Source organism: Stenotrophomonas sp. JC08, from assembly GCF_052180205.1.
Taxonomy (GTDB): Bacteria; Pseudomonadota; Gammaproteobacteria; order Xanthomonadales; family Xanthomonadaceae; genus Stenotrophomonas.
Genome location: NZ_CP197473.1, coordinates 1,402,185 through 1,415,725, shown reverse-complemented (window position 1 = coordinate 1,415,725; position 13,541 = coordinate 1,402,185). Strand labels below are relative to the sequence as shown.

The following is a 13,541-nucleotide window of genomic DNA, read 5'->3' as shown; positions in this document are numbered from 1 at the left end:
GAGTATTCACATGTTCCGTAAACTGCTGATCGCCTCGACCCTGGCTCTGGGTGCCGCCGGGGCGGCCCAGGCCGCTGATACGTGTTCGGTGAACCTGGAGGGCAACGATGCCATGCGCTACAACATGGCCAACATCGATGTGCCCAAGAGCTGTGCCAACTTCACCATCCACCTGAAGCACACCGGCAAGATGGCCAGAAACGTGATGGGCCACAACGTGGTGGTCGCCAAGACCGCCGACATGAAGGCCATCGACACCGACGGCATGAAGGCCGGGCTGGCTGCCGAGTACATCAAGGCCGGTGACACCCGCGTCATCGCCCACAGCAAGGTGGTGGGCAGCGGCGAAACCACCAGCGTCAGCATCCCGGTGGCCTCGCTCACCGCCGCCGGCGCGCCCCTGTCCTTCTTCTGCAGCTTCCCCGGTCATTCGGCGCTGATGAAGGGCTCTATCACGCTCAAGTGAGCCTGTCATTGATCATCGGCCGCGCCAATACCGCGGTCTTGGGCTAATCTTGCACAGTCAAAGGCGCCTGCGCAGCGCGGCGCCTGAGGTTGATGCGACGCGTCAGCCGCCGTACCCATCAACGAGCAATCGGATGTTCAAAGCTTTAACCGGCTGGTTCCACAAACTGGGCTCTCCGCCCTACTTCGACACCTTCGCCGCCCGCTGGTCCCCCTGGTGCTATATCGCCTCCCTTCCGCTGTTCGCCCTCGGCCTGTGGCAGGCGCTGGCGGTGGTACCTGCCGACTACCAGCAGGGTGACAGCTTCCGCATCCTGTACATCCACGTGCCAACGGCATGGATGAGCCTGTTCGTGTTCGGCCTGATGGCCTTCTACAGCGCCATCGCGCTGGTCTGGCGCATCAAGCTGTGCGAGATCCTGGCCATGGCCTGCGCGCCGATCGGCGCCGCCTTCACCCTGGTCACCCTGCTCACCGGCAGCATCTGGGGCAAGCCGATGTGGGGCACCTGGTGGGACTGGGACCCGCGCCTGACCACCGAGCTGATCCTGCTGTTCCTGTATCTGGGCGTGATGGGCCTGTATGGCGCCATCGATGACCGCCGTGCCGCCGCCCGTGCCGCCGGCCTGCTGGCCATCGTCGGCGTGGTGCTGCTGCCGGTGATCCGCTATTCGGTGGTGTGGTGGAACTCGCTGCACCAGGGCCAGACCATCAGTCTGTTCGGCGAATCCAGCATGGACAGCAGCATGGTCCTGCCGCTGTGGCTGATGGTGTTCGCCACCAAATTCTGGTTTGCCGGCTCGCTGCTGGCCCGCGCCCGCGCCGACAACCTGCGCCGTGAGGCCGGCAAGACCTGGGTGCGCGAGCGCCTGGAGGGCGCGCGATGAGCTACTTCAAGTATGTGGCGCTGGCCTACGGCGTCTTTTTTGTGGTGATGGCCTGGGATTTCATCATCCCGCGCCTGCAATTGCGCCAGCAGCTGCGCGCGGCCCGCCACCGGCTGGCGCGTGCACAACGCGCCGATGCCGCACCGGCAGGCAATGGAGAACTGGACCGATGATGACCCCGACCCAACGTCGCCGCATGCTGCTGGTGGTGCTGGTGGTGGCTGCCGCCGCCATCGCACTGGTCCTGGTCAGCGCGGCCCTGCAACGCAATATCGCCTATCTCTACACCCCGTCGGAGGTGCAGGCCGGCAAGGTCGCCGCGGATGCACGCTTCCGTCTGGGCGGCATGGTTTCCAAGGATTCCTTCAAGCGCGACAGTGGCGCGCTGCTGGCCCGCTTCGAGGTGACCGACGGCGATGCACAGCTGCCCGTCACCTACGACAAGATCCTGCCCGACCTGTTCCGCGAGGGGCAGGCGGTGGTGGCCACCGGGCGCATGGTGGACGGCGTGTTCGTGGCCGAGGATGTGCTGGCCAAGCACGATGAAACCTATATGCCCAAGGAACTGGCCGACAAGATGGGCATGGCGCATGAAAAGCACCAGGTTCCCTCCGCCCCCCAGACGACGGAAGCTCCCTGAGTGCTGCCAGAAACCGGACAGATCCTGCTGATCCTCGCGCTGCTGGCTTCCCTGCTGCAGAGCGTGCTGCCACTGCTTGGCGCCCATCGGAAAAATGCCGCGCTGATCGCCACCGCACGGCCAGCGGCGCTGCTGCAGCTGACCATGGTGCTGGGTGCCTTCGTGGTGTTGACCCTGGCGTTCGTGCGCCAGGACTTCTCGCTGCGCTATGTCGCCGAGAACTCCAATTCGCTGCTGCCGATGATCTACCGCTATTCGGCGGTATGGGGCGCCCATGAAGGCTCGCTGCTGCTGTGGGCGCTGGTGCTGGCGCTGTGGACGGCGGCCGTGGCCGAGTGCTCGCGCAAGCTGCCGGCCGATGTCGTCGCCCGCGTGCTGGCGGTGATGGGCATGATCAGCGCCGGCTTCCTCGCCTTTCTGCTGTTCACCTCCAACCCGTTCGACCGTCTGCTGCCGGCGCCGCCGGAAGGCCACGACCTGAATCCGCTGCTGCAGGATCCCGGGCTGATCCTGCACCCGCCGATCCTGTATGTGGGTTACGTGGGTTTCGCGGTACCGTTCGCCTTCGCCATCGCCGCCTTGCTGGATGGCCGCATCGACGTGCGCTGGCTGCGCTGGACCCGGCCCTGGACCAACGTGGCCTGGGGCTTCCTCACCCTCGGCATCGCGCTGGGCAGCTGGTGGGCCTACTACGAGCTGGGCTGGGGCGGCTGGTGGTTCTGGGACCCGGTGGAAAACGCCAGCTTCATGCCGTGGCTGGTCGGTGCCGCGCTGATCCACTCGCAGGCGGCGACGGAAAAGCGCGGCGTCTTCATCGGCTGGACACTGCTGCTGGCGATCGCCGCATTCGCGCTGTCGCTGCTGGGTGCCTTCCTGGTCCGCTCCGGCGTGCTGACCAGCGTGCATTCCTTCGCCGCCGACCCGGCGCGCGGCATGTTCATCCTCGCCTTCCTCGCCATCGTCATCGGCGGCTCGCTGCTGCTGTATGTGCTGCGTGCGCCGACCGTGGGCGGCAACAGCGACCCAAGCCGCGGCTTCACCCTCAATTCGCGCGAGAGCCTGCTGCTGGCCAACAACCTGCTGCTCAGCTGCGCCTGCGCGATGGTGCTGCTCGGCACCCTGTATCCGCTGCTGGCCGACGCGCTGGACCTGGGCAAGATCTCGGTGGGTCCGCCCTACTTCGGCACGCTGTTCCTGCTGCTGATGACGCCGCTGGTGGCGCTGGTCCCGTTCGGTCCGCTGACCCGCTGGCAGCGTGAGCAGGGCATGCGCCCGCTGGCGCTGCTTGCCCCGTGGCTGGGCCTGGCCCTGCTGCTGGGTGTGGTGGCCTGGTTCATGGCGCCGCAGGGCAAGCTCAAGGCCGCCGCCGGTATCGCCGCGGCCGCCTGGGTCGGGCTGGGGACGCTGTATTTCCTGTGGACGCGGCTGCGCAACAGCGGCCGGATCAATGCCGAAACCCTGGGCATGCTGGTCGCCCACCTGGGTATCGCCGTGTTCCTGGTCGGCGCGCTGCTGGTGGAGGCGCTGAACGTCCAGCATGAAGTGGCGCTGGCACCGGGTTCGTCGGTGGAAGCCGGTGGCTACCGGTTCACGCTGGAAGGTGTGGATGCGACCAACGGCCCCAACTACCACTCCGACCGCGGCCATGTGCGGGTATCACGCGACGGCCAGTCCATCACCCTGCTGCATCCTGAAAAGCGCATGTACGCCAGCGGCGGCATGCCGATGACCGAGGCCGGCATCCATCCGGCGCTCGGCGGTGACCTGTATGTCGCCCTGGGCGAATCCCTCGGCGATGGTGCTTGGGCGGTACGCGTGCAGATCAAGCCTTTTGTCCGCTGGATCTGGCTGGGCGCAGCGCTGATGGCGCTGGGCGGTTTCGTCACCGCCGCCGACCGCCGTTTCCGCCGGTTCCCGGAGAAGAAATCCTGATGTCCGACTCCCCGCAGCCTCCACAGTCCACTCCGAACCGCCTGCCTCCGGTGGCGATCATCCTCGGCGTACTGTTCTTCATCGGCCTGATGGGGCTGATGCTCTATGGCGTCAGCCGCTCGGACCGGCCCGACCGCGACACCCTGCCCTCGGCACTGCAGGACAAACCGGCACCGGAGTTCTCGCTGCCGCTGCTGCATGATCCGCACGTCTTCGTCAGCAGCCAGGACCTGCGCGGCATGCCGTACCTGCTCAACGTGTGGGGCAGCTGGTGCCCGTCCTGCCGCGACGAGCATCCGGTGCTCACCCGTTTTGCCGAAACCAAGCGGCTGCGCGTGATCGGCTACAACTGGAAGGACGAGCCGGCCGATGCATTGCGCTGGCTGGAGCAGCTGGGCAATCCGTACATCGCGGTGATCGCCGACCAGGAAGGCCGCACTGCGCTGGACTGGGGTATCGCCGCCGCGCCGGAAACCTTCCTGGTCGATGGCAGCGGCATCGTGCGCTGGAAATACAGTGGCGCGATCACCCAGCAGGTGCTGGATACGCAGTTGATCCCGGCACTAGAGAAAGTCGAGGCCGCCGCCGGCCAGGCGCAGCCGTCCTCCCCGTCGGATCCGCGTCCATGATGCTCCGCCTGCTGCTGCCGCTGTTGTTGCTGTGCGCTGCCGGACTGGCCGGCGCACAACCGGCCGGCGATCCCTCGCCGCTGCAGTTCCACGACACGGCCGAGGAAGCGCGCTTCCACCAGCTCACCGCAGAACTGCGCTGCGTGCAGTGCCAGAACCAGTCGCTGGCCGACTCCAACGCACAGATCGCCCATGACCTTCGCCGCGAGGTGCTGGTCCTGATGCGCGAAGGCCGTAGCGATGCCCAGGTCAAGCAGTTCCTGGTCGAACGCTACGGCGACTTCGTGCTGTACCGGCCGCAGATGTCGGCCAGCACCTGGCTGTTGTGGTTCGGGCCGGGTGTACTGCTGCTGATCGGCGCGCTGTGGCTGTTCCTGCACGTGCGCCGGCGCGCGCAGACCGTACCGCTCAAGGCGCTTGATGAAGAAGCAAGCCAGGAATCTCGTGAATGGTGACCAAGGTTTTCCTCCTGCTGGCGGCACTGCTGGCCGCCCTCTGCGGCGGCGCCATGCTGTGGCCGCTGTTCCGTGCCGGCAAGCGTCGCCTCTGGGGCGCACTGGTTGCCGGCATGGTGGTTGGCACCCTCGGCCTGTACCAGTTGCTGGGCACCCCGGCCGGATTGCAGCCGCAGGCCGAACTTGCGGCCACGCCGCAGAGCCTGGAAGAAGGTGTCCGCCAGCTGCAGGCGGCGATGGAGAAGAATCCCGCGCGCACCGATGGCTGGGTATTGCTGGCCCGCTCCCAGCTTGAACTCGGCCGCGTTGCCGATGCCGCCGCCTCTTATGAGCGCGCGGTGAAACTGACACCCGACGAGCCCGGACTGCTGGTCGAAGCCGCGCAGACCCGCGCGCAGGCCGCGGACGGCTTCCTGTTCGATGACACCGCCGTACAGTGGCTGGAGCAGGCGCGCCAGCTCGCCCCCGGCCATGAACGTGCGACCTGGCTGCTGGGCATCGTGCAGCGCCAGCGCGGCCAGCCGGCGCAGGCCGCGCAGACTTGGGAAAGCCTGCTGCCGCGGCTGGAGGCCAAGGCCGCCGCCGCGCTGCGCATCCAGATCGACGACGCCCGTGCCGATGCCGGACTGCCGCCCTCCGCACCGCCGCCTTCCGCACCGCCGCCCGAGGCTCCGGCCAGCGCCACTGCCGCCGGCGACCACGCCATCCGCGTGCAGGTGACGCTCGCCCCCGCACTGCAGGCCCGCGCCGCCGCCGGCAAGGACACCCTGTTCGTCATCGCCCGCGTGCCCGACGGCCCGCCGATGCCGGTCGCGGTCCAGCGCCACCCGGCCGCTTCGGCCCCGCTCACGGTCACGCTCGATGACAGCAACAGCCCGATGCCGACGCAGAAGCTCTCGGCACTGGCTGAAGTGGAAGTGTTTGCGCGGCTAAGCGCCAGCGGCACCACCCAGCGGCACCCCGATGATGTCGAATCGGTGCCGGTGAAGGTTTCCCTGCCCACCACCCGGACAGTGGAGATCATTCTGGGGCCGGCAGTCCCCTGAATGGGCATAGGCTGATAACTGCAGGTTATGACGTATACGGGAACACCGGCGGCAAGCCCGGTAAAATTCCCCGATGACCGAATTCATCCCCCCCGGCAGCCGCTTCCACGCCCTCTCTTCACCCTTCCCGATGAAGCGTGGCGGCGAGCTGCACGGCGCCCGTGTCGCCTATGAGACCTGGGGCACGCTGGCGCCCGACGCCGGCAACGCCATCCTGATCGTCACCGGCCTGTCACCCGACGCCCATGCCGCCAGCCATGCCGACAATCCCGCCATCGGCTGGTGGGAGCCGATGCTCGGCCCCGGCAAGGCCATCGACACCCACCGCTGGTTCGTGATCTGCGTGAACTCGCTGGGCAGCTGCAAAGGCTCCACCGGCCCAGCCTCCATCAACCCGGCCACCAGACAGCCGTACCGGCTGTCCTTCCCGGAACTGTCGATCGAAGACACCGCCAATGCCGCCGCCGAAGTGATCGCCGCGCTGGGAATCGGCAAGCTGGCCTGTCTGATCGGCAACTCGATGGGCGGCATGACCGCGCTGGCACTGCTGCTGCTCCACCCGGGCATCGCCAACGCGCACATCAACATCTCCGGCAGTGCCCAGGCGCTGCCGTTCTCCATCGCCATCCGCTCGCTGCAACGCGAAGCCATCCGCCTCGATCCGGCGTGGAACGGCGGCAATTACGACGAGCAGCACTATCCCGAATCGGGCATGCGCATGGCCCGCAAGCTGGGGGTGATCACCTACCGGTCGGCACTGGAGTGGGATGGTCGCTTCGGCCGCGTGCGGCTGGATTCGGACCAGAACGACGACGATCCGTTCGGTCTGGAATTCCAGGTGGAAAGCTATCTGGAAGGCCATGCGCGCCGCTTCGTCCACCGCTTCGACCCGAACTGTTACCTGTACATGGGCCGGGCGATGGACTGGTTCGACCTGGGCGAATATGGCGATGGCGACGTGATGGCCGGGCTGGCGAAGATCCGCGTCCCGTATGCGCTGGCCATCGGTGCCAATACCGACATCCTGTTTCCGGTGCAGCAACAGCAGCAGATCGCCGACGGCCTGCGTGCCGGTGGTGCGCAGGCACAGTTCACCGGCATGGATTCACCGCAGGGACATGATGCCTTCCTGGTCGATTACCAGCGCTTCAGCCCGGCCGTGCGCGACTTCCTCGACAGCCTGCCGGCCGGCTGACCGACAACCGCACGCCACCGTTCCCTACAGCCGTCCCGGCTGATCGCTGATGGTGGCCATTGCCGGTGCCCGCCAATCTGGCGCTCCCTGCCACGCTGCGATGGAACGCCATGATCCGCCTGCTGCTTGTGCTGCTGTGCGCCTGTCTGCTGCCCCTCCCTGCACAGGCGGCCGCGCCGCCACCGCTGATGCTCGCCGGACAATGGCGCGACGGACCGGAGGTGTCGCACTACTGGGTCAGCGAGAAACTCGACGGCGTGCGCGCCCGCTGGGATGGCCGGCAGCTGTGGACGCGTGCCGGCAACCGCATTCCGGCACCGCGGGCCTTCACCGAGGGCTGGCCCGCGCAGGCACTGGACGGAGAGCTGTGGATCGCCCGCAACCGCTTCGATGAGGTCAGCACGATCATCCGCACCCGCCCGCAACACAGTGATGACTGGCGGCAGGTCCGTTTCATGGCGTTCGACCTGCCCGAACATCCCGGCCCGTTCTCGCAGCGCCTTGAGGCCTTGCAGCAGCTGATCCAACAGACCGACGCCCGCCACCTCGCACTGGTGGCGCAGCAGCGGGTGGCCGATACCGCCCGCTTGCAGCAGCTGCTGCGGACGGTGGTCGCGGCAGGCGGTGAAGGCTTGATGCTGCACCACCAGGACAACCGCTACAGCGCCGGCCGCAGCCCGGGAATACTCAAGCTCAAGCCCTGGGACGATGCCGAGGCCTGGGTGGTCGGCCATGTTCCCGGCAAGGGCAAGTACACCGGCATGCTGGGCGCGCTGCTGGTGGAGCGCCACGATGGCCGCCGCTTCCGCATCGGCAGCGGGCTCAAGGATGTGGAGCGCGCCCATCCCCCCGCGATCGGCACGCGGGTGACCTACCGCTACAACGGCTTCACCGCCAACGGCCTGCCCCGCTTCGCGCGGTTCCTGCGGGTGCGTGAGGAAACAGCGCCGGACGAGCGGCGCTGAGACGGCAGCCCACACAACGCCGGCCAGCGGGTTTCACGCAGTGGTCGCAGAAGCGCAGCCTGCGCCCCCATCGGCACGTTCTGCCCGGTACTACCCGTCACAGACAAGCCCGTACCCGCGACAGGCGCATGTCGCTCGCTCATCGCATTGCAGTCGCCCCGCTCAAGCCGGTAGCAGGCGCCCCTGCTGCAAGCGGTATTCACGCTGCACCACGCCTTCGGGCAACTGGCCATGGGTGATCATCAGCAAGCTGCGCGATCCCAGTGCGGTAGCGAGATCGACCAACAAGGCCTCCGCGGTGTCCACATCCAGGCCTTCGGTCGGCTCGTCGAGCACCATCAGCGGCGCGTCGCGCAGCAAGGCACGGGCCAAGGCCAGCCGCCGGGCCTGGCCCGCCGACATGGTGCTGCCGTTCTCGCCGATCCATGCCGACAGCCCGCCCTGCTGTTGCGCCCAGGCCGTCAAACGCACCTGTTCCAGTACCTGCCACAGCGCCGCCTCGTCGGCCTGGGGATTTCCCAGCCGCAGGTTGTCGGCGATGGTGCCGGCAAACACCGGTGCCCCCTGCGGCAGCCAGGCGACACGGCGGTGCCAGTCCTGCTGTGCCACCGCGCGCAGGTCCACGCCGCCGTAGCGCACGCAGCCCTGCTGCGGGTCCCACAGCCGCAGCAGCAGGGCCGACAAGGTGCTTTTGCCGCAGCCGCTGTCACCGCGGATGGCGACCCGGTCACCGGGCTGAAGCTGCAGCTCCACACCATCCAGCAGCCGCCGGGGCTCTCCCGGCCATTGGAAAACCACCTGCTCGAAACTAAGCGTGGCCGGCTGCGGCGGCAATGCCAGCGGCTGCGCCGGCTCTTCCACCGCCGGCGGCTGGTCCACGATCTGGCGCAAGCGGTCGGCGGCGACCCGCGCGGACTGCAGCGACTGCCAGGCCAGGCCACTGCCTGCGGCCACCTCCAGCAAGGCCACGGTAAGGAACAGCAGAACCGCTGCCAGCGGTGCGCTGATCTGGTCACCCTGGAACGCATGCAGCCCCAGCCACAGCATCGCCAGCAGGCCCAGCCCGGCGCCGGCCGAATGCATGACGTTGCCGCCGATCAGCCGGCGCCGGCGCCTCCGGTCATGCCCGGCGACCTGCAACGCGGCCGCATCCACCCGCGCGATCCACTCGCCCTGCGCCTGCAGCGCGGTCAAGTCGGCGACGCCTTCCAGCCCTTCGAACGCTAAGGTACGCAGCCGGGTACGCGATTGCGCACGCCCGGCCTCCCCGCGCTCGCCACCGTGTACGGCCAGCAGCGGCACGCCGATGGCGATGAGAGCGGCCACCACCAGCAGCACCACCGCGGCCGGCCAATAGATCAAGGCCGCGGCAACCACACAGGCCAGCACGATACCGAGCAGGGCCAGCAATGGGCCGATGGCCCGCACCAGCACCCCGTCGACTTCGCCGATATCCGAAACCAGCCGCGTCAGCAGCTCGCCGGTCCGGCTGCTGCCCAGGCGTGCCGGCGCCAGCGGCAGGGCACGGCGGAAGAACCACACCCGCAGGTCGCGGGCGACACGCAGGGTCACATCATGGCCGACCAGCTTCTCGAAATAGCGCGAGGCAATCCGCGCTATGGTCAACGCCCGGATGCCGGCTGACGGCGAAAAGAAATTGAAACTGGCGGCCAGACCTGCCGCCCCGGCCAGTGCGGCACCGGTCAGGAAGCCACCGGACAGCCCGAGCAGGCCGACGCCGGCCAGCATCGTGGTCAGCAACAGCACCACCGCCAGCAGCGTGCGTCCGCGGTGCCGGATGAACACCTTGCGCATCGTGTCGTTCATGCCCCGGCCTCCGGCGCCACGCCCTGCCCTACCTGCAGGCGCACCACGGCATCGGCCCAGCGCATCGCCGCCTCGCTGTGGGTGGCCATGACGACCGTGCGTCCACGGGTATGGACTGCCAGTGCATGCAGCAGGTCCGCCTCCGTCTGTGGATCGAGGAAGGCGGTGGGCTCATCCAGCAGCAGCAGTTCCGGATCGGCCAACAGCATCCGCGCCAGTCCGATACGACGGGCCTCGCCACCGGACAGCCCGAAGCCGCGTTCACCGATCACCGTATCCAGCCCCTGCGGCAAGTGGCGGACGAAGCGCATGACCTGCGCCGCCTCGGCGACGGCATGCAAGCGCGCCTCACTGGCGCTGGGATCGGCCAGGCGCAGGTTGTCGGCAATCGAGCCGTGGAACAGATAGGGACGCTGCCCCGCATAGCCGACCCGCACACCGTCGCGCAGCACGATTTCACCCTGGCGGGGCGGCAGCCAGCCGGCCAGCGCCTCCAGCAAGGTGCTCTTGCCGCAACCACTGGGGCCGACCAGCGCCAGATGCTGGCCTTCGCTGATCTCCAGCGAGAATCCGGAAAGCACATCGTGATTTGCCCCCTGCGGCCGCAGGGTCAGGTCGCGCAGCGCCACCAGCGCTTCCTGCCGCTGGATCGGCTCGGCCGCCAGCGGTGAAGGTTTCGCGGGCGCCACCTCTGCGGCCGGGAGATCGTCCTGCAGCAGGCGCTCCACTTCCGAGGCCGCCGCCAGCGCATTGGCGCGGTCGTGGTAATGCGCGGCCAGGCGCCGCAGCGGTGCATAGAATTCCGGTGCCAGCAGCAGGCAGAACACCCCCACACCGAGGGTCGGCACCGCCTCGCGCAGCGACACCATGCCCAGATAGCTCAGCCCCAGGTACAAGGCCACCATCGCCACGCTGACCGAGGCGAAAAATTCCAGCACGGTGGAGGACAGGAACGCGATGCGCAGCACCTTCATCGTGCGCAGGCGCACGCCTTCGGCGGCGGCGGCGATGCCTTGCAGCTCGACCTCGCCGCGCCCGTACAGGCGCAGCAGCCCCAGACCCTTGATGCGGTCGGCGAAGTGGCCGCTCATCCGCGCCAGTTCGCCCAGCTGCTCACGGCCGGCAGCCTCCGCGCTCCAACCGACCAGCATCATGAACACCGGCACCAGCGGTGCGGTGCAGATCAGAATCAGCGCCACCACCCAGTCCACCCAGGCCACCGCCAGCGCGATCAGCAGCGGCACCACCACCACTTCCACGCGTACCGGCTGGAATCCGGCGTAATAGCCTTCAATCGCGTCGCCATGGCTGAGCAGCAGCTCGCTCAGCTCACCGGTGCGCTGCCGGCGCAGCCACAGCGGGCCGCGGCCCAACAGCCGCCGGTAGACCTTCTCGCGCAATGCCAGCCGCGCCGCGTCGGCGACATCACCGGCCGCGCTCTGCGCCAGCCCACCCAGCAGGCTGCGCGCCAGCAGCACGGCGGCCAGCAGGCCGAACACTGCGGTGGTCTGCGCCAGTGGCCGCTGCTCGACGAAAACGCCCTGGATCAACCAGGCGATGGCTGCAGCCTGCGCGATCAGCAAGCCGCCGGAAACACACACGGCGATGACCGCCGTCCGCTGCTGCGCGCGCGCCCCCGCCGCCAGTTCCGCCAACCACTGCCGCTGCTGGCGGCGCAGCTCCCGTTGCGCCTGCACGCTATCTGCAACCTCACTCAAGACTGACAACCCGACTGGAAAGTTTCTGCCCGATTGTAAGCATCCTGCATGCCCACCCGCGGCAATCCACCTTGCCCGGTGCGTCGATCTGTCGCCTTGATCCGGATCAACGTCAGGATCAGAATCGGGATCAAGTATTCACACTGTTTTCCTCCCCCCGATCCAATGATGTCCATATTTCATGAGGTAGCCGGATCATGATCGATACGACAATCGTCGATCTGTCGCGCCTGCAATTCGCGCTGACAGTGATGTACCACTTCCTGTTCGTCCCGCTCACACTGGGCCTGTCTTTCCTGATCGCGATCATGGAAAGCGTCTACGTGATGACCGGCAAGGAGGTCTGGCGCCGCATGACCCTGTTCTGGGGCGCGCTGTTCGGCATCAACTTCGCCATGGGCGTAGGCACCGGCATCGTCATGGAATTCCAGTTCGGCATGAACTGGTCCTACTACAGCCACTACGTCGGCGACATCTTCGGTGCACCACTGGCCATCGAAGGACTGATGGCGTTCTTCCTGGAGGCCACCTTCATCGGCCTGTTCTTCTTCGGCTGGAACCGCCTGTCCAAGGTGCAGCACCTCACCGTGACCTGGCTGATGGCACTGGGCACCAACCTGTCGGCACTGTGGATCCTGATCGCCAACGGCTGGATGCAGAACCCGGTGGGTGCGGTGTTCAATCCGGAAACGATGCGCATGGAAGTCGTGGACTTCATGGCGGTGCTGTTCAACCCGGTGGCCCAGGCCAAGTTCGTGCACACGGTATCGGCCGGCTACGTGACCGGCGCGGTGTTCGTGATGTCCATCAGTGCCTTCTACCTGCTGCGCAACCGGCACCACGACGTTGCCCGGCGCTCGTTCGCGGTGGCCGCGGCGTTCGGCCTGCTGTCCTCGATCTCGGTCGTGGTACTGGGGGATGAGAGCGGTTACGCCGCCAACGAGCACCAGAAGATGAAGCTGGCCGCCATCGAGGCGATGTGGGAAACCGAAACCGCTCCGGCCGACTTCACCGCCTTCGGCATTCCCAACCAGACGACCCACCAGAACGACTATGCGGTCAAGGTCCCGTACCTGATGGGGCTGATCGCCACCCGCTCGCTGCACCAGCCGATTCCGGGCATCCTGGAGCTGGTCGAGCGCGCCGAGCACCGCATCCGTGGCGGCCAGCTGGCCTACGCCGCCCTGGAGCGCGTCCGCGCCGACAAGAACGACAGCGAAGCCCGCGCGATGTTTGACCGGCACTGGCAGGATCTGGGCCACGCCCTGCTGCTCAAGCGCTACCGCGAGGACATCCTCAACGCCACGCCGGAGGAGATCTCGCAGGCGGCGATGGACACCGTGCCGCGGGTGGCGCCGCTGTTCTGGACCTTCCGCATCATGGCCGGCCTTGGCTTCTACCTGATCGCCTTCTTCGCGGTGGCCTTCTACTACTCCTGCCGCAACAATTTCCAGGACAAACGCACGTTCCTGAAAATCGCGCTGTGGACATTGCCACTACCGTGGATCGCCATTGAATGCGGCTGGTTCGTGGCCGAATACGGTCGCCAGCCGTGGGCCGTGGAGGGCGTGCTGCCGACGTTCTATGCCGCCTCGGGCCTAGCGCTGCACCAGATCCTCATCACCCTGACCGGCTTCGTCGCGCTCTATACGGTGCTGATGGTGATCGAGATCAAGCTGATGCTGAAGGCCATCGGCAAGGGACCGGAGCAGATCCTGCCCTCACTGCAGCCGTCCACCTCCCCCCACGTCACCGCCCCGGCCGCGGGCCAGGCATAAGGCA

General features: G+C 67.4%; 13 protein-coding genes. 11 read left to right on the top strand and 2 right to left on the bottom strand.

Features of this window, described 5'->3' with window-relative positions:
• The first annotated feature begins 10 nt into the window (after window positions 1–10).
• From azu to ACSBPQ_RS06425, 10 genes are all read left to right on the top strand, one after another.
• Window positions 11–466 carry an azurin gene (gene azu, locus ACSBPQ_RS06470; RefSeq protein ID WP_442684208.1) on the top strand — a complete coding sequence of 152 codons (456 nt, stop codon included), beginning with the start codon at window positions 11–13 and terminating at the stop codon, window positions 464–466.
• Between the two features lie 133 nt (window positions 467–599).
• Complete coding sequence (gene ccmC / locus ACSBPQ_RS06465) at window positions 600–1,352, top strand: heme ABC transporter permease CcmC (RefSeq protein WP_442684207.1); 753 nt, start codon at window positions 600–602, stop codon at window positions 1,350–1,352.
• Complete coding sequence (ccmD, locus tag ACSBPQ_RS06460) at window positions 1,349–1,525, top strand: heme exporter protein CcmD (RefSeq protein ID WP_442684206.1); 177 nt, start codon at window positions 1,349–1,351, stop codon at window positions 1,523–1,525. Before ccmC ends, ccmD begins: the two co-directional genes overlap by 4 nt.
• Window positions 1,525–1,992 carry a cytochrome c maturation protein CcmE gene (ccmE, locus tag ACSBPQ_RS06455; protein ID WP_442684205.1) on the top strand — a complete coding sequence of 156 codons (468 nt, stop codon included), beginning with the start codon at window positions 1,525–1,527 and terminating at the stop codon, window positions 1,990–1,992. Before ccmD ends, ccmE begins: the two co-directional genes overlap by 1 nt.
• Entirely contained in the window at window positions 1,993–3,924 is a 1,932-nt protein-coding gene (locus ACSBPQ_RS06450) for a heme lyase CcmF/NrfE family subunit (protein WP_442684204.1), read from the top strand. It abuts the gene before it with no gap.
• Entirely contained in the window at window positions 3,924–4,553 is a 630-nt protein-coding gene (locus tag ACSBPQ_RS06445; RefSeq protein WP_442684203.1) for a DsbE family thiol:disulfide interchange protein, read from the top strand. Before ACSBPQ_RS06450 ends, ACSBPQ_RS06445 begins: the two co-directional genes overlap by 1 nt.
• Window positions 4,550–5,008: a cytochrome c-type biogenesis protein gene (locus ACSBPQ_RS06440; RefSeq protein ID WP_442684202.1), complete on the top strand. Its 459-nt coding sequence runs from the start codon at window positions 4,550–4,552 to the stop codon at window positions 5,006–5,008. Before ACSBPQ_RS06445 ends, ACSBPQ_RS06440 begins: the two co-directional genes overlap by 4 nt.
• Window positions 5,002–6,054, top strand: coding sequence for a tetratricopeptide repeat protein (locus tag ACSBPQ_RS06435; protein WP_442684201.1), 1,053 nt, complete (start codon window positions 5,002–5,004; stop codon window positions 6,052–6,054). Before ACSBPQ_RS06440 ends, ACSBPQ_RS06435 begins: the two co-directional genes overlap by 7 nt.
• Window positions 6,055–6,127: 73 nt before the next feature.
• Complete coding sequence (gene metX / locus ACSBPQ_RS06430; RefSeq protein WP_442684200.1) at window positions 6,128–7,249, top strand: homoserine O-acetyltransferase MetX; 1,122 nt, start codon at window positions 6,128–6,130, stop codon at window positions 7,247–7,249.
• A 110-nt stretch (window positions 7,250–7,359) separates the two neighbouring features.
• Window positions 7,360–8,214, top strand: coding sequence for a DNA ligase (locus ACSBPQ_RS06425; RefSeq protein ID WP_442684199.1), 855 nt, complete (start codon window positions 7,360–7,362; stop codon window positions 8,212–8,214).
• A gap of 162 nt (window positions 8,215–8,376) precedes the next feature.
• Here ACSBPQ_RS06425 and cydC read toward each other — a convergent pair whose 3' ends face one another.
• A complete protein-coding gene (gene cydC, locus ACSBPQ_RS06420; protein WP_442684198.1) occupies window positions 8,377–10,041 on the bottom strand; it encodes a thiol reductant ABC exporter subunit CydC in 1,665 nt (554 codons plus the stop codon).
• The gene (gene cydD / locus ACSBPQ_RS06415) at window positions 10,038–11,768 is read right to left on the bottom strand and encodes a thiol reductant ABC exporter subunit CydD (RefSeq protein WP_442684197.1); all 1,731 of its coding nucleotides are present in this window, start codon (window positions 11,766–11,768) and stop codon (window positions 10,038–10,040) included. The genes cydC and cydD overlap by 4 nt, the downstream gene beginning before the upstream one ends.
• 188 nt (window positions 11,769–11,956) lie before the next feature.
• Here cydD and ACSBPQ_RS06410 point away from each other — a divergent pair, with 188 nt between their 5' ends.
• Window positions 11,957–13,537, top strand: a complete 1,581-nt coding sequence (locus ACSBPQ_RS06410) for a cytochrome ubiquinol oxidase subunit I (RefSeq protein ID WP_442684196.1) — start codon at window positions 11,957–11,959, stop codon at window positions 13,535–13,537.
• The last annotated feature ends 4 nt before the right edge of the window (window positions 13,538–13,541 follow it).